The 20,593-nt window shown below is 69.9% G+C and carries 21 protein-coding genes and 2 pseudogenes; 10 read left to right on the plus strand and 13 right to left on the minus strand.

Annotated elements, in window-relative coordinates; genetic code table 11:
* Window positions 1-419 precede the first annotated feature (419 nt).
* Window positions 420-815, minus strand: a pseudogene (locus AB0I68_RS00005) (DNA-3-methyladenine glycosylase); the annotation flags it as partial.
* A 68-nt stretch (window positions 816-883) separates the two neighbouring features.
* On the opposite strand from AB0I68_RS00005, the gene AB0I68_RS00010 reads away from it, so the two are divergent.
* The 4 genes from AB0I68_RS00010 (at window position 884) to AB0I68_RS00025 (ending at window position 3,591) form a co-directional block, all read left to right on the plus strand.
* The gene (locus tag AB0I68_RS00010; protein WP_363174851.1) at window positions 884-2,332 is read left to right on the plus strand and encodes a recombinase family protein; all 1,449 of its coding nucleotides are present in this window, start codon (window positions 884-886) and stop codon (window positions 2,330-2,332) included.
* A 254-nt stretch (window positions 2,333-2,586) separates the two neighbouring features.
* Entirely contained in the window at window positions 2,587-2,793 is a 207-nt protein-coding gene (locus tag AB0I68_RS00015; RefSeq protein WP_363174852.1) for a hypothetical protein, read from the plus strand.
* Complete coding sequence (locus tag AB0I68_RS00020) at window positions 2,777-3,301, plus strand: DUF6879 family protein (protein ID WP_363174853.1); 525 nt, start codon at window positions 2,777-2,779, stop codon at window positions 3,299-3,301. The genes AB0I68_RS00015 and AB0I68_RS00020 overlap by 17 nt, the downstream gene beginning before the upstream one ends.
* Window positions 3,298-3,591 carry a helix-turn-helix transcriptional regulator gene (locus AB0I68_RS00025; RefSeq protein WP_363174854.1) on the plus strand — a complete coding sequence of 98 codons (294 nt, stop codon included), beginning with the start codon at window positions 3,298-3,300 and terminating at the stop codon, window positions 3,589-3,591. Before AB0I68_RS00020 ends, AB0I68_RS00025 begins: the two co-directional genes overlap by 4 nt.
* A gap of 16 nt (window positions 3,592-3,607) precedes the next feature.
* On the opposite strand, the gene AB0I68_RS00030 is transcribed toward AB0I68_RS00025, so the two are convergent.
* From AB0I68_RS00030 to AB0I68_RS00045, 4 genes and pseudogenes are all read right to left on the minus strand, one after another.
* Window positions 3,608-4,060 (minus strand): hypothetical protein, encoded by a 453-nt coding sequence (locus AB0I68_RS00030; RefSeq protein ID WP_363174855.1) that lies wholly within the window; start codon window positions 4,058-4,060, stop codon window positions 3,608-3,610.
* 205 nt (window positions 4,061-4,265) lie between these two features.
* Window positions 4,266-4,955: an SMI1/KNR4 family protein gene (locus AB0I68_RS00035; protein WP_363174856.1), complete on the minus strand. Its 690-nt coding sequence runs from the start codon at window positions 4,953-4,955 to the stop codon at window positions 4,266-4,268.
* Between the two features lie 252 nt (window positions 4,956-5,207).
* The gene (locus AB0I68_RS00040; RefSeq protein WP_363174857.1) at window positions 5,208-5,819 is read right to left on the minus strand and encodes a DNA-3-methyladenine glycosylase; all 612 of its coding nucleotides are present in this window, start codon (window positions 5,817-5,819) and stop codon (window positions 5,208-5,210) included.
* Between the two features lie 14 nt (window positions 5,820-5,833).
* Window positions 5,834-6,091, minus strand: a pseudogene (locus AB0I68_RS00045) (DNA-3-methyladenine glycosylase); the annotation flags it as partial.
* Between the two features lie 111 nt (window positions 6,092-6,202).
* On the opposite strand from AB0I68_RS00045, the gene AB0I68_RS00050 reads away from it, so the two are divergent.
* From AB0I68_RS00050 to AB0I68_RS00060, 3 genes are all read left to right on the plus strand, one after another.
* Window positions 6,203-6,985, plus strand: coding sequence for a sporulation protein (locus AB0I68_RS00050; protein WP_363174858.1), 783 nt, complete (start codon window positions 6,203-6,205; stop codon window positions 6,983-6,985).
* 51 nt (window positions 6,986-7,036) lie between these two features.
* Window positions 7,037-7,570 carry a YbhB/YbcL family Raf kinase inhibitor-like protein gene (locus AB0I68_RS00055; RefSeq protein WP_363174859.1) on the plus strand — a complete coding sequence of 178 codons (534 nt, stop codon included), beginning with the start codon at window positions 7,037-7,039 and terminating at the stop codon, window positions 7,568-7,570.
* A 149-nt stretch (window positions 7,571-7,719) separates the two neighbouring features.
* Entirely contained in the window at window positions 7,720-8,223 is a 504-nt protein-coding gene (locus AB0I68_RS00060) for an HNH endonuclease (RefSeq protein ID WP_363174860.1), read from the plus strand.
* A gap of 51 nt (window positions 8,224-8,274) precedes the next feature.
* Here the strand turns inward: AB0I68_RS00060 and AB0I68_RS00065 are convergent, their stop codons facing one another.
* From AB0I68_RS00065 to AB0I68_RS00080, 4 genes are all read right to left on the minus strand, one after another.
* Window positions 8,275-9,045: a sulfite exporter TauE/SafE family protein gene (locus AB0I68_RS00065; RefSeq protein WP_363175349.1), complete on the minus strand. Its 771-nt coding sequence runs from the start codon at window positions 9,043-9,045 to the stop codon at window positions 8,275-8,277.
* Between the two features lie 111 nt (window positions 9,046-9,156).
* Window positions 9,157-10,149 carry an SPFH domain-containing protein gene (locus AB0I68_RS00070; RefSeq protein ID WP_363174861.1) on the minus strand — a complete coding sequence of 331 codons (993 nt, stop codon included), beginning with the start codon at window positions 10,147-10,149 and terminating at the stop codon, window positions 9,157-9,159.
* A gap of 94 nt (window positions 10,150-10,243) precedes the next feature.
* Window positions 10,244-10,672: an NfeD family protein gene (locus AB0I68_RS00075; protein ID WP_327282762.1), complete on the minus strand. Its 429-nt coding sequence runs from the start codon at window positions 10,670-10,672 to the stop codon at window positions 10,244-10,246.
* A gap of 109 nt (window positions 10,673-10,781) precedes the next feature.
* Window positions 10,782-11,582: an ABC transporter ATP-binding protein gene (locus AB0I68_RS00080; RefSeq protein ID WP_363174862.1), complete on the minus strand. Its 801-nt coding sequence runs from the start codon at window positions 11,580-11,582 to the stop codon at window positions 10,782-10,784.
* 145 nt (window positions 11,583-11,727) lie between these two features.
* Here AB0I68_RS00080 and AB0I68_RS00085 point away from each other — a divergent pair, with 145 nt between their 5' ends.
* Window positions 11,728-12,510: a hypothetical protein gene (locus AB0I68_RS00085; protein WP_363174863.1), complete on the plus strand. Its 783-nt coding sequence runs from the start codon at window positions 11,728-11,730 to the stop codon at window positions 12,508-12,510.
* Between the two features lie 109 nt (window positions 12,511-12,619).
* On the opposite strand, the gene AB0I68_RS00090 is transcribed toward AB0I68_RS00085, so the two are convergent.
* From AB0I68_RS00090 to AB0I68_RS00100, 3 genes are all read right to left on the minus strand, one after another.
* On the minus strand, window positions 12,620-12,865 hold the full coding sequence (locus AB0I68_RS00090; protein ID WP_363175350.1) for a chaplin: 246 nt from the start codon (window positions 12,863-12,865) through the stop codon (window positions 12,620-12,622).
* 151 nt (window positions 12,866-13,016) lie between these two features.
* Window positions 13,017-13,664 (minus strand): response regulator transcription factor, encoded by a 648-nt coding sequence (locus AB0I68_RS00095; RefSeq protein ID WP_363174864.1) that lies wholly within the window; start codon window positions 13,662-13,664, stop codon window positions 13,017-13,019.
* Complete coding sequence (locus tag AB0I68_RS00100; RefSeq protein WP_363174865.1) at window positions 13,657-14,802, minus strand: GAF domain-containing sensor histidine kinase; 1,146 nt, start codon at window positions 14,800-14,802, stop codon at window positions 13,657-13,659. Before AB0I68_RS00100 ends, AB0I68_RS00095 begins: the two co-directional genes overlap by 8 nt.
* Before the next feature lie 472 nt (window positions 14,803-15,274).
* Between AB0I68_RS00100 and AB0I68_RS00105 the strand changes: the two genes are divergently transcribed.
* The gene (locus AB0I68_RS00105; RefSeq protein WP_363174866.1) at window positions 15,275-16,000 is read left to right on the plus strand and encodes a transglycosylase SLT domain-containing protein; all 726 of its coding nucleotides are present in this window, start codon (window positions 15,275-15,277) and stop codon (window positions 15,998-16,000) included.
* A gap of 106 nt (window positions 16,001-16,106) precedes the next feature.
* Here AB0I68_RS00105 and AB0I68_RS00110 read toward each other — a convergent pair whose 3' ends face one another.
* Window positions 16,107-18,641, minus strand: a complete 2,535-nt coding sequence (locus AB0I68_RS00110) for an FHA domain-containing protein (RefSeq protein ID WP_363174867.1) — start codon at window positions 18,639-18,641, stop codon at window positions 16,107-16,109.
* 240 nt (window positions 18,642-18,881) lie between these two features.
* Between AB0I68_RS00110 and AB0I68_RS00115 the strand changes: the two genes are divergently transcribed.
* Window positions 18,882-20,420, plus strand: a complete 1,539-nt coding sequence (locus tag AB0I68_RS00115) for a streptophobe family protein (RefSeq protein WP_363174868.1) — start codon at window positions 18,882-18,884, stop codon at window positions 20,418-20,420.
* Window positions 20,421-20,593: the final 173 nt, after the last annotated feature.

Below are 20,593 nucleotides of genomic sequence, written 5' to 3' on the forward strand. Positions count from 1 at the left end.
CGCTGTTGAGTTCTCAAGGAACGGACGCTTCCTTTGTACTCACCCTCTCGGGCTTTCCTCCGGGCTTTCGTTCTTGCGTTTCCGACTCTATCAGAGTCGGTCTCGCTTGCTTTCCAGGTCCTTCGCTTTCGCGTTTTCCCTTTCCGGCGATTCCAACCTTACCAGATTCTTTCCGCTCCGTTTCCGGAGTGGGATTGAATTCGGTGGCCGTTGGGGGCCTTTGCCTTTCGGCGTTCCACCACTTTAGCGCTTATCCCCTTGCGGCTCATAATCGAGCCACCGGATTCGAATTCGGGCATGCCGAAATCGACCCCGCCAGGGGTAAGTCGTAGGTAGTGGGTTGGCCGCTCCGGGGGTCTGCTGATGGCAGTGCCCCGTTCAAGCGGCTCGGGCTACGTTAGGCGTCCACCAAGGTCGAGTCAAGTTGAGCGGCGGCGTGGCGCGTGGGCGCGATACGGGCTCACCGTCGGGTCGTGGGTGATCCAGTAGCGGTAGGGGTGGCCCGCGCCGGCGCCGCCGACTCCGGTGCGGGGGCCGTTGCTCACCAGGTCGGGCGGGGTGGCGGTGCCCGTCAGGAGTGCCAAGGGGGAATCGGGGCCGGCGCAGAGGTCTGCGCCGTCCAAGGAGCGGTCCACCGCCAGGGCCGTGGCCAGGCGGGCCGGCCCTTTGGCCAGTTCCCTGTCACTTCTGGCTGAAACTCGACGTTTGCGGGCCAGGTCGGCGCCCTCAGTGATCTCACCCGCGCGCAGCAGGACCCCGCTCGCGTGGCCGGGCGGGCCGCACACCAGGTTGAGGCTGAACCACATGCCATAGGTAACTCACTAGGCATGTATGTCGTTGGTCCGGCAGCATCGGTAAAGCGACGGCAAGCAGGAGACAGACAGTGCGAGCGATCATCTACGCCAGGCTCAGCCCCACCCCGAGGGGCGAGGAATCCAAGGGCGGGAACCTGACACAACAGGTCGAGCTGAGTCAGGCGCTGTGCGACCGGAGGGGCTGGTCAGTCGTAGCCACGATCGTTGAGAAGGACACGTCGGCTTCGACGAAGCGGGGTACCAAGCGGAGCGCCGAGTGGGAGCGCGTCAAGGCTCTGGTGGAGGACGGCAAGGCAGACGCCATCGTGTCCCGCCACTACGACCGTATGTACCGCACCCCCTGGGATCTTGAAGACCTGGTGGACCTGGCTGAGGCGACCGGCGTCACGCTGGCCGCCGCGCAGGCTCAGGGAGTGCTCGACCTGTCCACGCCGTCCGGCCGCCTCGCTGCTCGCATCGGCGCTGTGGTGGCTCGCAACGAGACCGAGATGCGAGTAGAACGCCAGGTACTCGGACACCAGCGGCGCAGGGAGTCGGGGAGGCCCTTCTGGAGTACTCGCCCCTTCGGCTTCGAGCGGGACGGCAGGCACCGAGAGGCAGAGGCGGAAGCCCTGCGGCAGGCGTACCGGGATGTCCTGGCTGGCGTCACCCTCTGGTCCATCGCGAAGGACTGGAACACGCGTGGACTGCTCTCGCCACACGGCAAGGAGTGGCGCAGCTCGAACCTTCGGGTCGTCCTCTTGAAGCCGCGGAACGCGGGAATCCAGACGTACTCGCAGTGGGTCGAGAAGCCGGACGGGATGCGCGTGCGGCGGACCGAGGAGACCGGGGCGGGCAACTGGGAGGCGATCGTCTCCGAGGGCATATTCCGTGCCCTGGTCCGCCACCTGAGCGACCCCGAGCGCAACACGGGTGGCGGCGGCAAGCGCAAGGCCCTGTTGTCTGGCGTGGCCCGCTGCTCGAAGTGCCAGTCAGTCGTCACCCAAGGGTGGAGCAAGAAGAACGCAGCGGGAGAGCGGTACCGCATCTACACCTGTTCGGGTGGCCGGTGCATCACCTGCCCGGCGGACCCGCTGGACTCCTTCGTGGTCAGGAAGGTCATCGACAGGGCCGAGGAATGGAACGCGGCACCGGCCACGGATGCCGCAGACGAGGAGCTAGAGGCCGAACTGCTGGCCGAGGAGGCGGCCGCATCCGAGAGGCGCACCGCCCTGGCGGAGATGTTCGCCGTAGGAGACATCGACGCGTCGACCCTGCGGACGGGCATCGGCAGGTGTGACGCCGAGTTGACCAAGATCCGGGCCGAGCTGGCAGACCTGGCATCGCAGCGGGTGCGCGTCGACCTGGGCGACATCGAGTACCTGTGGGAGGAACTGGACTACGAGGACCCCGACCGCGTCGACTACGTGCGGACCGTCGTCATGCAGGTCTGCGAGCGAGTCGAGCTGATGCCGCGCGGTCGAGGGGTCCGGTCTTTCAAGGGCGAGCACTGTCGGATCACGTTCCGGAACCCCTGAGATCCGCTCCCTGAGGGCTGAGCCGGCGGTCGCGCTCACCGAGTACGGGCCCTGTCTGACGAGAGTCGGGCGGGGCCCCTCGTCATGCCCGCGAGGGAGGGCCGGGACATCCCTCAGGGCATCTGTTCGCCCTCTCTCTCCTCAGTTCATGCAACAACGTGCATGAGTCACCTTCGTGCATGGACGGCTGCGAGTGGCCCCCGTACGGTCGTCTCACGCGGCCCAACCGGGCCGCCAGGTCAAGGGGGTTCCGCATGGCACGCGAAGAACTGACTCGACTCACTGGCAACGGCAACGGCACGTGTGGAGAGGATGACTGCCCGAACGTCTACCGCACCGCGTCCGGCTCCCTCGTGGTTCAGGGCGATGTGTCCGACGCCTTCACTCCCCCGCAGGGGGAAGGGCTCGTGGACATCCCCGAGAGTGTTCTTCGGGAGGCCGTTCGTGCTCTTGGATGGTGAGGAGTGGCGGGCGATGCTCCGCGGCTTCCGGTCGGAAGCGTGGCGGCTGGAGACCCTGCCCCAGTACCTCGTACCGCAGGAGTCGGACGAACTCGCAGCCTTCAGGGCAGGCAAGCGCGTCGACCCGGACACCTACTCGTCGGCGTACACGGAAGACCTGAAGCGGCTGCGCGGCGAGGGAAGGAGCAAGGGGCGAGTGCACGTCCTGACTCGACCGCTCTCCGAGTACCTGCGCTTCGAGTTCTCCCGGTACTACGCCCCGCACGTGCTCGCTGGGGAGGACATCCGCATCCTTGACGTGACCGAGCGAGAGAACCCGTTGCCGGATGCCGAGGACTTCTGGATGTTCGACCGCTCGACGGTTGTTCTCATGAAGTACGAGGACGACGGAACGCAGATCGGCCGGGAGCTGTACGAGGGTGACCCTGCGCCGTTCATCGAGTGGCAGCGCATCGCCGTTGCCGAGTCGGTTCCCTTCCTGGAGTACGCGGAGCGCGTGACGGAGTGACGTTCGAAGCTGAGCAGCTCGGCGAGTCTGGTACCGAACTCGCCTCTCTGCTCCGGGACCTGCGCAAGCGAGCCGGCCTCTCAGGGGACCGGCTCGCGGCGCGCTGCAACATGTCCCAGTCGAAGGTGTCCCGCATCGAAAACGGCCGGACACGGCCGTCCCTGGTCGACGTCGAGCAGATCTTGCGCGCGCTGGACGCTCCGCGGGAACTGCCCTTACACGAAGGAAGGAGGACCGGTTCAGGGAGCTCTCCCGTGTGGTGCTGCTACTTGGCCCGCCTGGCCAAGTAGCGCGCACAGTCATACGTCAGTGGAACCAGACGACGAGACGTACGTTCTCCGCGCCGTGGACTTCACTGAGTATGCGCATGACGCGCCAGACCCGGCCCCAGTCGGTGTCGATCCCTGCGGCTGAGGCGCGGGTTCGTGTGCCTGAAGCGTTGGTTTCCTGCCAGTCCGTGGTGTCAAGCTCGGCCCAGGTCAGCCAGGTGGTCCCGTGCACATCGTGGGGGCCGCCGTAGCCGGCGAACTCACCTCGTAGCCCATCCGAGGCGTCGTCCGGGAAGCCACGACCTTCCGCCAGGGGACGGAAGCCGTAGGAGTTTCGGATTCCGAAGAGGCAGGCCAGGCCGTCGTAGGCGTTGCCCCTGTTGAGGAGGAAGAGATCGATGCCGACCTCCCATACGGAGTCCTCGTCTTCGGGTCCCCATAGGCGGGCCCCCGGCCGGCATTCGATCATTCCGCTGACGTCGGTAGACATGGAGGGATCCTGCCTGCGCAGGCCAGGGGCCAGCACTTCCTTTTCCCGCGCGTGCGTACGCGGCCCGGTCGTCCAGTTGTGACTTAGCGCCGCAGTTGGCCCATCCTGACAGCTGCAACGCAAATTCCAAGACACCGCTGACCTGCCGAGATCCCTTAAGAGACGATGGCTGGAGCAGTCGGCCGCGGCGGGGCACCGTGTGGCGTCAGGTAGTCCCACGTTGCTGCCGTGCGGTGAGCTCGGCCGCTTCGAGCCAGGCGGTGTACCAGCGGGCGAAAGTGACCGGCCTCCCGCCGTCATCGAGCAGCGGGACGAGGTCGGCATCGTCTGCGCGGCAGTCGGACCAGATGGTTCCGCGGTGGGTGCCGCTGACGATCAGCCACTCCCTCTGGGCGCAGCCGATGTGAGAGATGACGATGGCCCCGGCGGTGCGCTCCGGGGCGAACATCACGGCATCCCAGCGTTCGTCCCATGCCTCGATGGCGTCGTCGAAGTCCTCGATCTCCTCGAACTCCTCTTCCTCGGGACGTTCGGCAAGGAGTGCGTCGAGGAGCTCAGGGTCAGGGCCGTGGTCAGGAAAGGGCTGGACGAGCATGGCCAGGTCAGCCAGATCGGCGCCGTCACCTTCCCAACGCCAGCGGCCTTGCACGCGACGCACGGGGAAGAGCCCGTAAGCGGGACCCGCGCCGCCAGCACCCACGCACGCGAGAAAGTCCCGGTATTCCTCCGGCAACCGCACACCCACCTGCGCTTCGAGCTCGGCAAGTGCGTCGTCCGTCAGCGGAGCTTCCAAGACCCACCGGTGCCCGAGCGAACCGAACACCTGGCCGCTCGCCGGCTGGGCACCCAACGCGGCAACACGCTGACGCACGCCGTTCCACAGTTGATCAACCATGCGCTGACCGTACGCGGAGCCAGCGACAACGAACCCGGCCGGGCTCTTGCATGCCGCTAGGCCAACTACGACACTCAGCGGGCCAGGTAGACCGCTAAGTCTCACCCACCCTTGCGGCCCGAGTCGGCGCACGTCGGCAGCCATGCAAGCGGCAAGGAGCGCGCCACACGCCACGCTCGCGAGCGATCACCCGTCTTCTGACCCAACGCCGCGTCAACTCGCTGGTAAGCCGCGAGCAAGGCGCACAGCGGCTCAGGCTCCGGCGGACGGCTTGGCCCTTGGACTAAGTCGGTACGCCGAGACCGTCGGATCGTCGGCGAGGTAGAAGCGATGCTGCCAGTCGTGGGCTTTGCTTACGCCCACCCGAGGGCCCATCCGGATGAGCACAGCGGGTACCGGCTCGCCTTCGGACAGCATGACCGCGGTACCCGTAAGGAGGTCTGCGCCGTTGTGCTCTGCTGTGATGCCGAGTGCCTGGCCGAGGTTCCCCGGACCGCGGGCCAGACGTGCGCTCTCGACCCTTTCCCCTCGTCGCTGGCGTGCCAGGTCTTCCCCCTCGATGACCCTGCCTGCCCGGATGAGGACACCCGAGGCGATGCCGTCCGTTCCGGTGACGACGTTGGCGCACCAGTGGAGACCATGGGAGCGGTAGACGTAGAGGTGTCCTGCGGGGCCGAACATGGTGGCGTTGCGGGCTGTACGGCCCCGGTAGGCGTGGGAGGCTGGGTCAGCCTCACCGGAGTACGCCTCGGTCTCCGTGATGACGATGCTCACGGTACCTTCGGGGGTCTTGCAGGTGAGGACGCTCCCGAGCAGCTTGGGGGCGACCTCTTCGGCTGGGTGGGCAAGGAAGTCGATGTTCATGCTGACCGCCTTGACATGCCGTAGATGAAGTAGACGTACGCGTGCCCGGGCGGACCGAACATCGACGCGTTGCGCTCGGTGCGGCCCCGGTAGGCGTGGGAGCCCGGGTCGGCCTCGCCCTCGTACGCCTCCACCTCCGTGATGCGGAGCTCGAGGGGGCCCTCGGGTGTACGGCGGACCAGGATGCGGCCGAGGAGATCCGGGGCCACCGTGAGGACCGGCCGGTCGAAGAAGGACCGGGCCAGGGGCGTACGGTCGGGGCGCGCGCTCATCCGGTCGAGCGTAGTGGAACGCGCACGGCTGCAACCGGGGCCTAAGGTTCCGCGTTTGTCAGTGTGTATGCGACAACGGTAGTCGCACGAGCCTTCAAGGGGAGTCAGAGCATGGGGTTCAAGAAGCTGTTCGCGGCGCTGGGTGCCGGCGGTGCTTCGGTGGACACGATCATCACCGAGCCGAACGTCGTGCCGGGCGGGATCGTCCAGGGTGAGGTCCGCATCCAGGGCGGCTCCGTGGAGCAGCAGATCGAGGGCCTGTCCGTCGGCCTGCAGGCGCGGGTCGAGGTGGAGGGCGGCGACCAGGAGTACAAGCAGGACATCGTCTTCACCAAGCAGCGCCTCGGCGGTGCCTTCCAGGTGCAGCCCGGCGCGCTGCACGTGGTGCCGTTCGGGCTGGAGATCCCGTGGGAGACGCCGATCACCCACTTCGGGGGTCAGCACCTGCACGGGATGAACATCGGGGTCAGCACCGAGCTGGAGATCGCGCGTGCGGTGGACGCCGGCGACCTCGACCCGATCCACGTGCACCCGGTGCCGGCGCAGCAGGCGATCCTGGATGCTTTCCGTCAGCTCGGTTTCAGCTTCCGCAGTGCGGACATGGAGCGCGGGCACATCCGCGGGACGCGCCAGACGCTGCCCTTCTACCAGGAGATCGAGTTCCTGCCGCCGTCGCAGTACCGCGGGCTGAACCAGGTCGAGCTGACCTTCGTCTCGGACGGCCGTGAGATGGACGTCGTCCTGGAGATGGACAAGAAGTCCGGGCTGTTCACCGAGGGCAGTGACACCTACCGCTGCTTCCAGGTGGGTCTGCAGTCGTACCAGGGGACCGACTGGGCGGCGTACCTCAACCAGTGGATCGCGTCCGTGGGTTCGCAGCGCAACTGGTTCTAGGCTCGGGCCCGGTACTGGTTCGGTACTGGTTCGCGATCAGGAGGTTCAGCAGTGGCCGAGCAGAACAGGGCACCTCTTCCGCACGACTTCCACCCCAAGGTGCACGCGTTCTCCGTGGAGAGTGTGGATCTCGAGCCCGGTGGGGAGCTGGGCGACGCCCAGGTCCTGCGGGGCGGGAACGTCTCTCCGCAGCTGCGGTGGGAGGGGTTCCCGGAGGGGACGAAGAGCTTCGCGGTGACGTGCTTCGACCCGGACGCCCCGACGGGCAGCGGGTTCTGGCACTGGGTGCTCTTCGATCTGCCCGCCTCGGTCACCGAGTTGCCGGCCGGGGCGGGGAGCGGGAAGTTCGAGGGCCTGCCCGCCGGGGCCGTGCACGTACGGAACGACTACGGCACGCAGGACTTCGGCGGGGCCGCTCCGCCGGCCGGGGAGCGGCACCGGTACGTGTTCACCGTGTACGCGGTGGACCAGGAGAAGCTGGGCCCCGGGGCCGACGCCACGCCGGCGGCCGTCGGATTCCACCTGCGCTTCCACTCGTTGGGGCGGGCACAGCTGATCGGTGAGTACGAGGCTCCCGCGAGCTGATCGTTCGCCCGGCGTTTGCCCGGTCCTGGTCTAAAGACGACCAGGACCGGGCATTTTTATTGCGTTGTCCCGCGTGGCGCGCGCGGCCAGAGTGGTTGCGGGCCCTGCCGCCAGGGTGGTCGCGGGCCTGCACACGGGAGGTGGGCGAGATGCGGGACACGCTGGTGCTGAATGCGAGCTTCGAGCCGCTGTCGACGGTGACGCTGAACCGGGCTGTGGTCCTGGTGCTCCAGGACAAGGCCGTCGTCGAGCAGTCGCATCCGGAACTGCGTGTGCGCGGTGCCACCATGGATCTTCCGATGCCCCGGGTGATCAGGTTGTGCAGGTACGTCCGGGTGCCGTTCCGAAGACATGCTCCCTGGTCACGGAGGGGGGTGCTGGTCCGGGACCAGCACCGGTGCGCGTACTGCGGGAAGCGCGCGACGACCGTGGACCACGTACTGCCCCGGGCCCAGGGGGGTGGGGACACGTGGTTGAACACGGTGGCCTCCTGTGCCGAGGACAATCACCGCAAAGCGGCCCGGACTCCGGAGGAGGCGGGGATGCCGCTCCTCCGGAAGCCCTTCGTGCCGTCTCCCGCGGATGCCATGCTGCTGGCCCTGGGGGTGGGGGGCCGGGATGCGCTGCCGGAGTGGCTGGAGCGTTCCGCCTAGTCCGGCCGCATGACCGCCGGTGCGCTGGGCGACGTATTTCTGCTACGTCGCTCAGCGCAGCAGCAGTTGGACGATCGCGATGACGCCGACTGTCACGATGACCGCGCGGAGCACCGTCGGGGACAGGCGGCGGCCGACCTTGGCGCCGATCTGGCCGCCGAGGGTGGAGCCGACGGCGATCAGGAGCACGGCCGTCCAGTCGAAGTCGGCGACGAAGAGGAAGAAGACGGCCGCGATGCCGTTCACGAGGGCGGCGATGACGTTCTTGACGGCGTTGATGCGTTGCAGGTCATCGTGGAGCAGCAGCCCCATCAGGCCGAGGTAGAGAACGCCCTGGGCGGCGCCGAAGTAGCCCCCGTACGCGCTGGAGAGCAGCATTCCGAAGAGCAGGGCGGGGCCGCCGTCGGGGTGTCCGGTGTCTCCTCCGGCGGCCTCCTGGCGCTTGCGCAGGGTTGCGGCGAGCCGGGGCTGGAGGATGACGAGCACGAGGGCGAGTCCGATGAGGACGGGCACGATCGTGTCGAAGGAGTCCGACGGCAGGGTGAGGAGCAGGACGGCGCCCGCGAGGCCTCCGACGAGGGAGACGGCACCGAGCCGTATGACGCGGCCGCGCTGGCCCTGGAGCTCCTTGCGGTAGCCGATGGCGCCGCTGATGGAACCGGGCACCAGGCCGAGGGTGTTGGACACGTTGGCCGTGACCGGGGGGAGTCCGGTGGCCAGCAGCACCGGGAAGGTGATGAGGGTGCCCGAGCCGACGATGGTGTTGATCGTGCCGGCGCCGATGCCGGCGGCGAACACCGCGAGTGATTCCCAGATGGACATGGACATGGACTGGGCCATCCCCTTTGCATGAGTGAGTCGCCTCCCCGCCATGAAGGTCGAGGGGCCTCACTGATCATGCAGGAGGGGATGCCGGTCCGGGCCGGGCGGGGGTCAGTCGATCGGGGGCTGTTCGCGGCGGTCGGTGCCGTTCGTACCGTGGCCTGTGCCGTTCCCGTCGGCTCCGGCGGCCTTGCCGGAGTTCTGCGGGTTGAAGCCCGAACCGCCGCCCATGGGGCCGAAGTTGCCCATGGCTCCCGAGAGGCCCTTGAGGGCGTCTCCGATCTCGCTGGGCACGATCCAGAGCTTGTTGGCGTCGCCTTCGGCGATCTTCGGGAGCATCTGGAGGTACTGGTAGGCGAGGAGCTTCTGGTCGGCGTCTCCGGCGTGGATGGACTCGAAGACCGTACGGATGGCCTGCGCCTCACCCTCGGCACGCAGGGCCGCGGCCTTGGCCTCACCCTCGGCGCGCAGGATGGAGGACTGCTTCTCACCCTCGGCGCGCAGGATCTCGGACTGCCGGACACCTTCGGCCTGGAGGATCGCGGCGCGCTTGTCGCGGTCGGCGCGCATCTGCTTCTCCATCGAGTCCTGGATGGAGGTCGGCGGCTCGATCGCCTTGAGCTCGACGCGGTTGACGCGGATGCCCCACTTGCCGGTGGCCTCGTCGAGAACTCCGCGCAGGGCCGCGTTGATCTCCTCACGGGAGGTCAGGGTCCGCTCCAGGTCCATGCCGCCGATGATGTTGCGCAGCGTGGTGACGGTCAGCTGCTCGATGGCCTGGATGTAGCTGGCGACCTCGTACGTCGCGGCGCGGGCGTCGGTCACCTGGTAGTAGATGACCGTGTCGATGTTGACGACGAGGTTGTCCTGGGTGATGACCGGCTGGGGCGGGAAGGGCACGACCTGCTCGCGCAGGTCGATGCGGTTGCGGATCGAGTCGATGAACGGGACGACGATGTTGAGGCCCGCGTTGAGGGTGCGCGTGTAGCGGCCGAAGCGTTCGACGATGGCGGCGCTGGCCTGCGGGATCACCTGGATCGTCTTGACCAGTGCGATGAAGACCAGAACCACCAGAATGATCAGGACGATGATGATCGGTTGCATGCGGTTCCCCGTGCCCTTCCGGCTGTCTGTGCTGCCCCGTTGAGCGGAGTCTCGCAGACCCCGGGGCCGCGGGTCGGCTCCTTAGCTCACAAGCTCACATCACGACCGCGGTGGCTCCGTCGATCTCCACGACGTCCACCTGCTGGCCCGGTTCGAAGCTGCTGTCCGCGTCGAGGGTGCGGGCGGACCAGATCTCGCCGGCGAGTTTGATCCGGCCTCCGCTGCCGTCGACGCGTTCGAGGACGAGTGCGCTTCTGCCCTTCAACGCGTCGATGCCGGTGCGGTGTTGGGGCCGCTGCTCGCGGTGGTGGTTGGCGATCGAGCGGACGACGGCGATGAGCGCCACCGACACGATGACGAAGACCAGGACCTGGGCGACCACTCCCCCGCCGAACGCCGCGGTGACGGCGGCCGCGACCGCACCGACGGCGAACATGCCGAATTCCGGCATCGCCGTCAGAACGAGCGGGATGCCCAGTCCGACCGCGCCGATGAGCCACCACAGCCACGCGTCGATGTTCACATGGTCATGGTAGGTCGGGCGGGCGCGGTCGGGACAGGGTGCGACGGTGCGCGTACCGCGCGGATGCGGTGCGAGGTGGCGCGGGCCCGGCAAGACCGAAAGAGACGGTCTAGCGCAGGGGGAGGCCCTGGGCGGTCCAGCGGTCGCTGTCGTTGCGCTCGACGACCAGCGGGAGGCCGAAGCAGAGCGAGAGGTTGCGGGAGGTCAGCTCGAGGTCGATCGGGCCCGCGGTGACGACCTTGCCCTGGCGGATCATCAGGACGTGGGTGAAGCCGGGGGCGATCTCCTCGACGTGGTGCGTGACCATGACCATGGAGGGGGCCATCGGGTCGCGGGCGAGGCGGCCGAGGCGGCGTACGAGGTCCTCGCGGCCACCGAGGTCCAGACCGGCGGCGGGCTCGTCGAGGAGGAGCAGCTCGGGGTCGGTCATCAGCGCGCGGGCGATCAGGGTGCGCTTGCGCTCGCCCTCGGAGAGGGTGCCGAACTTCCGGTCGAGGTAGTCCGTCATGCCGAGGCGGTCGAGGAAGGCGCGGGCGCGCTGCTCGTCGATCTCCTCGTACTCCTCCTGCCAGGTCGCCGTCATGCCGTAGGCGGCGGTGAGGACGGTCTGCAGGACGGTCTGGCGCTTGGGGAGCTTGTCGGCCAGCGCGATGCCGGCGACGCCGATGCGCGGGCGCAGCTCGAAGACGTCGCTGCCGGGCTTGCCGAGGGTGCTGCCGAGGATGGTGGCGGAGCCCTTGGTGGGGAAGAGGTAGCTGGAGGCGAGGTTCAGCAGCGTGGTCTTGCCGGCGCCGTTGGGGCCGAGGATGACCCAGCGCTCCCCCTCCTTCACCGACCAGGAGACCTGGTCCACCAGAGCCCGGCCCTCGCGGACCACGGATACGTCCACCAGCTCCAGAACATCGCTCATGAGCGTGTTGTCTCCCCTTGCAGTCTCGGTTTCGTCTGTGCACCGGTAGGCGCAGCCCAAGGGGAAAACCTACGCCACTCGGCGAGGGGTCCGGGCGCCAGGTGGGCAGCGGGGCCCGATCCGGGCCGATCCGTAAAGTGGGGGAATGCTTTTCGAACCACGTTCAGGGCGGTTGGCCGCCTGGGGGAACGCACTACTGGCCGGACTGGTCTCGCCCGACGAGGCCGTGTTGTCGATCGTGGGCGAGGACGCCGTGCACCGGGTGGAGGGGCTGCCGGGCGAGTCGGGTCCGGTGGGCCTCACTCTGGCGCTCGGGCGGATGCGGGCGCTGGGGGTGACCGGGCTGCGGGTGGCGCTGCCGGCGCCGGGGCATCCGCTGGGGCTGAGCGGGCCCGCGGAGTTCAATGCGCGGGCGCTGGAGGCGCAGGAGGCGGTGGTCGCGGTGGGCGCGGCGCTGGGTCTGGTGCCGGAGGTGGCCGAGGCCGGGCCGGAGGGAGACGTGCACGTCTCGGTGACCTGGCACTGCCTGCCGGTACGGGAGGCCCCGCCGGCGGACGTGCCGTCGCTCGGTGAGGCGGAGCGGGAGCTGGCGGAGGCGCTGCGCGAGGCGACGGTGGTGCTGACCCGGCTGGACGTGGCGGGGTCGGGGCCGGTGGCGGAGGCTGCGCTGTCGGCGTACCGGGCGCGGGCGGAGGCCGGGCGGGAGGTGCTGGCGCCGGGTTATCCGGCGCGGGCGGTGCGGGTGCTGGCGCTGGCTCAGCGGGTGGATCTGCTGGTGTCGCTGGCGTACGAGCACGGGCCCGGGGGTGCGGTGGCCGCCTCGGAGATGGCGGCGAGGGCGGAGGCGTTGCGGCCGGTGGAGCGGGTGGCCCGGCGGGCGCTGGTCGCGGCGTACAACTCGGCCGTCGAGGAGCGCGAGCGGGGCTAGCCCTTGGGCTAGCCCCTCCGCCGGGGTGTGCCGGCCGGGGTCTACCGGGGGACGGCGCGGCCCCGCTTCCCGGGGAGAGGTGGGGGGAAGCGGGGCCGGTGTGGGCGCGTCAGGCGTTCACGCCCGTGTTGCCCCAGACGCCGTTCAGCAGGCCGATCACCGTGACGGTGTTGCCGACCACGTTCACCGGGACGTCGACAGGGGCCTGGACCAGGTTTCCGGAGACGACGCCGGGCGAGCACGTGGCCTCGCCCTCCGCCGACGCACCGCCGTGCGCCGAGGAGACGCCGGCGCCCGCGGCAAGGAGGCCGCCCGCGATCATGGTGATGGCAGCGGCCTTCTTGATGTTCTTCACGTTCTTCGTCCTCCAGTACGTCTGCCGCGGCCAGCCGCCGCGGTATGTCATGAAGAACGGTCATCCGACGAACGGGTTGCGCCGTGTGGGCGACATCCACCCGACCGTATGAATCTCGGATCGGAGCTGGACGGTCCGCTTCTGGTCGGGTTCAGTCCGTGATCCCGTGCCTGACCGCCCACAACGCCGCCTGGGTGCGGTCGGCGAGGTCCAGCTTCATCAGGATGTTCGAGACGTGCGTCTTGACCGTCTTCTCGGACAGCACCAGCGCGCGGGCGATCTCCCGGTTGGAGCGGCCGTCCGCGATGAGGGACAGGACCTCCCGCTCCCGCTCGGTCAGGGAGCCGCCCCGGCTCGACGAGGGCTGTTCGTCCTGGGAGAGCAGGGCCTGCGCCACCTCCGGCTGGAGCAGCACGTGGCCGGCGTGGACGGAGCGGATGGCTCCGGCCAGTGCGTCGGGGTCGATGTCCTTGTAGACGTATCCCGCGGCGCCGCCCCGCAGGGCCGGCACCACCGTCCGCTGCTCGGTGAAGCTGGTGACGATCAGCACCCGCGCCGGGTTCTCCAGCGCGCGCAGCCTGCGCAGGGCCTCGATGCCGTCGGTGCCCGGCATCTTGACGTCCATCAGGATCACGTCGGGCCGCAGCTCCTCGGCGCGGGCCACGCCCTCCTCGCCGTCGGCGGCCTCCCCGACCACCTCGATGTCGTCCTGGACCTCCAGGAAAGTGCGCAGGCCCCGGCGGACCACCTGGTGGTCGTCGACGAGCAGTACTCGGATCCTGCCGGGTGTGTCAGCCACCGGGGACCTCCATCTCGATCGTGGTGCCCGTACCGGGCTCCGAGTGCACGGTGAGGCGGCCTCCGACGCCGCTCGCCCGGTCCCGCATGGAGACCAGGCCGAGGTGGCGCCCGGCCGCGCGGATCGAGGAAGGGGAGAAGCCGCTTCCGTTGTCCGTGACGGTCAGGACGGCTCCCGCGGCCCGGCGGACGAGGGTGACCTCGACGCGGTCGCCGCCCGAGTGCCGCAGGGCGTTGTGGAGGGCCTCCTGGGCGACGCGGAGCAGCGCGTCCTCCTGGGTCGCCGGGAGGGCCCGTACGCCGTCACAGGTAAAGGTGACGTGCGCGGTGTGGGCGCGGTCGAGTACGTGGACCTGGTCGCGGAGGGTGGCGACCAGGCCGTCCTCGTCGAGGGCGGCCGGGCGCAGCTCGGTCACGGCGGCGCGCAGCTCGTCGGCGGCCTCCGCGGCGAGGGCGGCGACCTGCTGGAGCTCGCCCTTGGCGCGGGCCGGGTCGCGGTCCACGAGGGCGGCCGCGGCCTGGGCGGTCAGGCGCAGCGAGAAGAGCTTCTGGGCCACGGCGTCGTGCAGCTCGTGGGCCAGGCGGGAGCGCTCCTCGGTGATGGTGAGCTCGCGGCTGCGCTCGTAGAGCCGGGCGTTGGTGAGGGCGATCGCCGCGTGCTGGGCGAGGAGGGAGAGGAGCTCCTCGTCCTCCTCGGTGAAGCCGCCCGGTGTGCGCTTGTTCGCGAGGAAGAGGGCGCCGAGGGTCTCCTCGCCGTCGCGGACGGGCTGTCCGAGGAAGTCGGACATCTCGGGGTGGGCGGGGGGCCAGCCCTCGAAGCGGGGGTCCTTGCGTACGTCGGCCAGCCGCTCGGGGCCGTCCTGGTGGAGCATCGCGGCGAGGATCCCGTGCTGGCGGGGCAGGGGGCCGATCCGGCGCCACTGCTCCTCGGTGATGCCGTCCACGACGAACCGGGCGAAGCCTCCGTGGTCGTCCGGGACGCCCAGGGCCGCGTACTCGGCGTCGAGCAGCTCGCGGGCCGAGACGACGATCGTGCGCAGGACGTCGCGGACCTCCAGCCGGCGGCTCATGGCGAGGAGCGCGGTGCTCACGGCGGCGAGGCCGCCGCAGGGTCCGCCGAACACGGGACTACCAGTCATGGGCTCACCGTACTCGCGGCTCTGACCTGCGGGATCGGGCTCCGGCCCTAGGTCCGGGGGCCGTGTGTCCTCCTCCCTGAGGAGGGGGTCGCGGGGGCTTCCTCTGACCTGGGGATGAGGGCCGGCGGGGCTTTGTGGTCCTCGGGGTGGATATTTCCATGACGGAATGCATTGCAACAGCAACGCACGGTGAGACTGTCACGTGGCCGATGTGAGCCCGCACATAGGACCCACGTCACTTACGAAGGCGCCTAGTGGACACGTAAAGACGGTGTCAGCGCTGCTGCGCCTAGCGCGCAGCCCGGAATTCAGGGCTCGGCGGCGCCCCCTGATCCACTAAGCGGGATCGTACGTCACACCTTTGCCACAGGATTTTGCCACCGCTAAGAATTGCTCCCGTCGCACAGCGCCGCGGATCCCGGATCCCAACAGCGCTTTCCTGCGGCTCCCGCTATCGAAGAGGTTGCTACGCATGTCCAAGACCAGCACCCCCGGCCTTAGTCGTCGTCTGACGAAGGCGCACAAGATGTCCTTCGCCGCCGTTGCCACCATCGGCGCCGCCACCCTGGCCGCCACCCTCGTCCCCGCCGGCGCCGCCGACGCCGGTACGACCGTGGCCGCCGCCCCCGTGGCGTGGACCCAGGCCGTCGAGGGTGTCCAGGCGAAGACCGTGCAGCACCTCAACGCGCAGTCCAAGCTGGCCACGGACGCCGCGAAGCTCGAGGCCGCGGTGAAGGCCAAGGCCGTCGCCGCCGCAAAGGCCAAGGCCGTCGCCGCCGCGAAGGCGAAGGCCAACGCCGACGCCGCGGCCAAGGCGAAGAAGGACCGCGCGGCGAAGGCGGCTGCCAGCCGTTCCACCGTGCGCAAGCCGATCTACGCGAACAACCTTGACGGCTGGATCAAGGAATCGCTGTCGATCATGAAGGCGCACAAGATTCCGGGCACGTACAACGGCCTGTACAAGAACATCATGCGCGAGTCGAGCGGCAACCCGCGTGCGATCAACAACTGGGACATCAACGCCCAGAACGGTGTGCCCTCGAAGGGTCTGCTCCAGATCATCAAGCCGACCTTCCTCGCGTACCACGTCGCCGGCACGCCGCTGGACCAGTACCACCCGGTCGCCAACATCGTCGCCTCGGCCAACTACGCCGCCGCCCGATACGGCTCGATCGACAACGTCAACAGCGCCTACTAAGGGCCATTGGCGGTAGCGGAGCAACCCCCATGCGCCTCAGGGCGGCACCCGGTATCCGGGTGCCGCCCTGAGGCGTTCGTGCAGGAAGTGCGCCGACCGGGGCCGGCTAGTTGCGCATGACCTCGGGCTCGTGGCGGCGCAGCAGCTTCTGTACGGCGAAGCCGCAGGCCACGCCGAGGAGCAGCAGGATGATGATGTCCAGGCTCCACTGGCCGATCGAGTGTTCCCAGAGCGGGTCCGTGTTGGTCGGGTTCTGCTGGTCCCACGGCGGCATCAGATGTCCGAGGTTCAGCGTGGTGCCGGCCGCGGCGACGGCCCAGCGGGACGGCATCAGCCAGGCGAACTGCTCCAGGCCCGGGGAGTCGTACACCTGGAAGAGGATGCCGGTGAACACGACCTGGACGATCGCGAACATGACCAGCAGCGGCATGGTCTTCTCGGAGGTCTTCACCAGCGAGGAGATCACCAGGCCGAACATCATCGAGGTGAAGCCGAGCGCGGTGACCGACAGGCAGAGCTCGACGGCCGGCGGCATGAGCAGGCCCTCGGCGGGCAGGTCGCGCGGGGTGAAGCCGATGGCGCAGATGACCGCGCCCTGGATGGCCGTGATGAAGCCGAGGACGATCACTTTCGACATGAGGTACGCCGACCGGGACAGGCCGGTGGCGCGTTCACGCTCGTAGATGACCCGTTCCTTGATCAGCTCGCGGACCGAGTTCGCGGCGCCCGAGAAGCACATGCCGACACAGAGGATCAGCATGATCGTGCCGGCGTCGCCGTTGAACCGGGACGGCGGCTTCGGCGGCGCGAGCCCGAAGGTCGCGGGGATCACCGTGGAGACCACGCCGAGGACCGCGGGCAGGAGCAGCATCAGGGCCAGGAAGCCCCTGTCCGAGGCGATCACCGCGACGTAGCGGCGGATCAGGGTCCACAGCTGGTCGCCCCAGCCCTGCGCCTTGGGCGGCATCATCTGCTGCGGCGGCATGGCGACGGACTGCGGAGCGACCGCGTCGAGGTCGGCGGCGTACAGCTGGTAGTGCTGCGAGCCCTTCCAGCGGCCGGCCCAGTCGTAGTCGCGGTAGTTCTCGAAGGCCGAGAAGACGTCCGCCCACGTGGTGTAGCCGAAGAAGTTCAGCGCCTCGTCCGGCGGGCCGAAGTACGCGACCGAACCGCCCGGGGCCATGACCAGCAGCTTGTCGCAGAGGGCCAGCTCGGCGACGGAGTGGGTGACGACGAGGACCGTGCGGCCGTCGTCGGCGAGGCCGCGCAGCAGCTGCATGACGTCGCGGTCCATGCCCGGGTCGAGACCGGAGGTCGGCTCGTCCAGGAAGATCAGCGACGGCTTGGTGAGCAGCTCCAGGGCCACGGACACGCGCTTGCGCTGACCACCGGAGAGCGAGGTGATCTTCTTGTCCTTGTGGATGTCGAGCTTGAGCTCGCGCAGGACCTCGTCGATGCGGGCGGCGCGCTCGGACTCGGCGGTGTCGCCGGGGAAGCGGAGCTTGGCCGCGTACTTGAGGGCCGTGCTGACCTTCAGTTCCTTGTGCAGGATGTCGTCCTGCGGGACCAGGCCGATGCGCTGGCGGAGCTCCGCGAACTGCTTGTACAGGTTGCGGTTGTCGTAGAGGACGTCGCCCTCGTTGGCGGGCCGGTAGCCGGTCAGCGCCTTGAGCAGCGTCGACTTTCCGGAGCCGGAGGGGCCGATGACGCCGATGAGCGACTTCTCCGGGACGCCGAAGGTGACGTCCTTGAGGATCTGCTTGCCGCCGTCGACCGTCACCGTGAGGTGGCGGGCCGAGAAGGAGACGTCGCCGGTGTCGACGAACTCCTCGAGCCGGTCGCCGACGATCCGGAACGTCGAGTGGCCGACGCCGACGATGTCGTTCGGGCCGAGCAGCGCGGTGCCGGACTTGGGCAGCGGCTGGCCGTTGACGTAGGTGCCGTTGTGGCTGCCGAGGTCGTGGATCTCGAAGCGGCCGTTGGTGGACCGGAACTCCGCGTGGTTGCGCGAGACCTGGAGGTCCGAGACGACGAGCTCGTTCTCCAGCGCACGGCCGATCCGCATGACGCGGCCGACGGCGATCTGGTGGAACGTCGTCGGGCTGCGGTCACCGCCGTGGGCGGGGCCGGCGCCCTGTCCGGGGTGGGGCGCACCGGCGCCGCCGCCCTGCTGCTGCGGGAAGTGCGGCTGCTGCGGCTGCTGCTGCCAGGCCTGCTGCGGCGGCTGCTGCTGCGGCTGGGCCGGAGCCTGGTACGCCGGGGCAGCCTGCTGGGCCGGCGCCTGGTAGGCGGGCGCCGGTGCCTGGTAGGCCGGTGCGGCCTGCTGCGGTACGGCCTGCTGCGGCGCGGCGGCTGCGCTCAGATTCAGCCGCGGGCCGTCGGTGGCGTTGCCCAGGTGGACCGGCGTGCCCGGCACGAGCTCGGTCTGCTGGACCCGCGCGCCGTGCACGTAGGTGCCGTTGGTGCTGCCGTGGTCCTCAATGCCCCAACCCCGGCCGTTCCAGGCGATGGTGGCGTGCCGCCACGACACCCGGGCGTCATCGATCACCACGTCTCCCTGAGGGTCACGCCCCAGCGAGTACGACCTGGACGGATCGAGCGTCCAGGTCCTTCCATTCAATTCCAGTACGTGTTCCGGCACTCCAGCCCCACTTAGGTCCCCCGAGAATCCCCCTGACGTCAGGGAGTCCGACGTCAGGGAGTCTAGGGATGGCGAACATCCGGGGGAACTATTTCAGGCCTGCGGCCACATGTGGAATCGGGGCCTTCCCACGGCGTCTACGCCTGCCCGTTGACGGGGTCGAAAGGCACCCGGAGAGTGAGATACGGGACTTCTCGCCCTGGCCGGTCCCGTCCCGCTCGGCACACCTCGGGGGCACGCATGCGCCGCATTCGTTGGGGAGACACGATCCTGTCGGGTGTCGCCGCCACCGGCTGGGCCCTCGTCGTGATGGCCGGGGTCGCCGCGCTGGGGCTCCACCTGCTCGGCGCCGACGCCGCGGGAGGCTCGCTCGGGGCGATGACGGCCGCCGTGGTGGTCCTCGCCGTCGGCGGCACGGTGACCCCGTCGGGGGACGTGTCGGTCCTCGGCATCACCGGGCCGGGTGCGCAGACCTCACTGGACGTCATGCCGCTGGGGGTGGGGCTGGCCGGGGCGCTGGTCCTGGCCCGGATCTTCCTGCGCTCGGTGCGGACCGGGGCGGGTCCCGGGGAACTCGCCGCCCGGGCGGCCTCGGTGGCGGTGCTGCTCGTCGCGGCGGCGGGCGGTCTGGCCCGGGCCGGGCACGACGCGGTCACCCTGGACGGGCCGCGGCTGCCGAGTCCGCCGCCGAAGGTGGTGGTCCCGGGGCTCGGGGACATCGGCGGGCTGCTCCCGGACCGCATCGGGGACCTGATCGACACCGAGGCCCGGGTGGGGTTCTCGGTGGAGTTCGGGCCGACGCTGCTGGGCGCGGGGGTGTGGGTGCTGGCCGTACTGGCGGTGGCGCTGCTGGCTTCGCGGCGCGGGCCGGCGGCGTTCGCGCGGCTGCGGCCGGCGGTGTCGGCGCTGGTGGCGGCGCTGCTGGTGGCGGTGGCGGCCGGGCTGGCGGCCGCGGTGTGGGCGGCGTTCGGGGACGAGCATCCCCGGCGGGTCCTGGGCGCCGCGCTGCTGGGGGCGCCGAACGGGGCCTGGACGGGGGTGCTGCTGGGGCTGTTCGTACCCTTCGACGGGCGGGCCACTGGCACGCTGGGCCGGCTGCTGCCGGATCCGCTGGACGATCTGCTGGGGACGTCGGCGCGGGAGCCGGTGACGGTGGCCCGGCTCGCGGAGTACGACGGGCGGGTCTGGCTGCTGGTCGCGGGGGCGGGGCTGCTGCTGCTCTGCGCCGGTGTGCTGGCCGCCGTACGGACCCCGGGGCGCGGGATCGCGGAGTGCGCGGTGCGGCTGTCGGCCGTGACCGGGGTGGCGCTGGCGGGGCTGGTGTGGCTGACGGGGGTGTCGGTGGACGCCTCGCTGTCGGTGCTCGGTGTGGACGCGGTGGACGCCGGGGTGGAGCTGCGGGGGGACACGCTGTACGCGCTGGTGCTCGGGGCGGCCTGGGGCGCGGTGGCGGGCGGTGCGGGGGCCCTGCTGGCCCGGCGCCGTCGCCCGCCGCGGCCGGCCCCGGTGCCGGCGGCCGCGGCGGCGGCGGCGGGACCGGTCGGAGCGGCGGGACCGGCACCCGACGCGCCGACGGCCCCGCACCGGCCGCCTCCGGGGCGGCCGTACCCGTACCCGTACCCGGACGGCTCCCCGGACCCCGGGCCGGACGGCTCCTGGGACGTCACGATCACGGGCCTGCCCCCGAGGCCTCCCCGGCGCCCCGGACCGCCCCACCGCCCGCCGTTCACCCCGCCCGCACCCCCTCCCCCGCCGCCACCGCCGAGGCCCCCGGGCTGACGCGTCGAAAAAGGGGCGGGGGCGAAACGGGGGCGGGCATATCGAACACGGCCGGCCGCCGGCCGGTGCCGAGGGCCCCGGCGCCTTCCCGTCGCCCTCCGTTCACCCCGAGGCCACCTCCTGTGCCGTCCCCCGGACGCATGCGCCGGGCAGCGGCGGGGAGCACTCCGCCG

Source organism: Streptomyces sp. NPDC050448 (assembly GCF_040655295.1).
GTDB lineage: Bacteria > Actinomycetota > Actinomycetes > Streptomycetales > Streptomycetaceae > Streptomyces.

What these genes read in the sequence shown, in the direction of transcription:
- AB0I68_RS00040 (WP_363174857.1), bottom strand. Translation starts at nt 5,819, where the DNA reads ATGAACATCGACTTCCTTGCCCACCCAGCCGAAGAGGTCGCCCCCAAG.
- AB0I68_RS00105 (WP_363174866.1), top strand. Translation starts at nt 15,275, where the DNA reads ATGTCCAAGACCAGCACCCCCGGCCTTAGTCGTCGTCTGACGAAGGCG.
- AB0I68_RS00030 (WP_363174855.1), bottom strand. Translation starts at nt 4,060, where the DNA reads ATGTCTACCGACGTCAGCGGAATGATCGAATGCCGGCCGGGGGCCCGC.
- AB0I68_RS00100 (WP_363174865.1), bottom strand. Translation starts at nt 14,802, where the DNA reads ATGACTGGTAGTCCCGTGTTCGGCGGACCCTGCGGCGGCCTCGCCGCC.
- AB0I68_RS00070 (WP_363174861.1), bottom strand. Translation starts at nt 10,149, where the DNA reads ATGCAACCGATCATCATCGTCCTGATCATTCTGGTGGTTCTGGTCTTC.
- AB0I68_RS00085 (WP_363174863.1), top strand. Translation starts at nt 11,728, where the DNA reads ATGCTTTTCGAACCACGTTCAGGGCGGTTGGCCGCCTGGGGGAACGCA.
- AB0I68_RS00015 (WP_363174852.1), top strand. Translation starts at nt 2,587, where the DNA reads ATGGCACGCGAAGAACTGACTCGACTCACTGGCAACGGCAACGGCACG.
- AB0I68_RS00115 (WP_363174868.1), top strand. Translation starts at nt 18,882, where the DNA reads ATGCGCCGCATTCGTTGGGGAGACACGATCCTGTCGGGTGTCGCCGCC.
- AB0I68_RS00080 (WP_363174862.1), bottom strand. Translation starts at nt 11,582, where the DNA reads ATGAGCGATGTTCTGGAGCTGGTGGACGTATCCGTGGTCCGCGAGGGC.
- AB0I68_RS00035 (WP_363174856.1), bottom strand. Translation starts at nt 4,955, where the DNA reads ATGGTTGATCAACTGTGGAACGGCGTGCGTCAGCGTGTTGCCGCGTTG.
- AB0I68_RS00065 (WP_363175349.1), bottom strand. Translation starts at nt 9,045, where the DNA reads ATGTCCATCTGGGAATCACTCGCGGTGTTCGCCGCCGGCATCGGCGCC.
- AB0I68_RS00050 (WP_363174858.1), top strand. Translation starts at nt 6,203, where the DNA reads ATGGGGTTCAAGAAGCTGTTCGCGGCGCTGGGTGCCGGCGGTGCTTCG.
- AB0I68_RS00060 (WP_363174860.1), top strand. Translation starts at nt 7,720, where the DNA reads ATGCGGGACACGCTGGTGCTGAATGCGAGCTTCGAGCCGCTGTCGACG.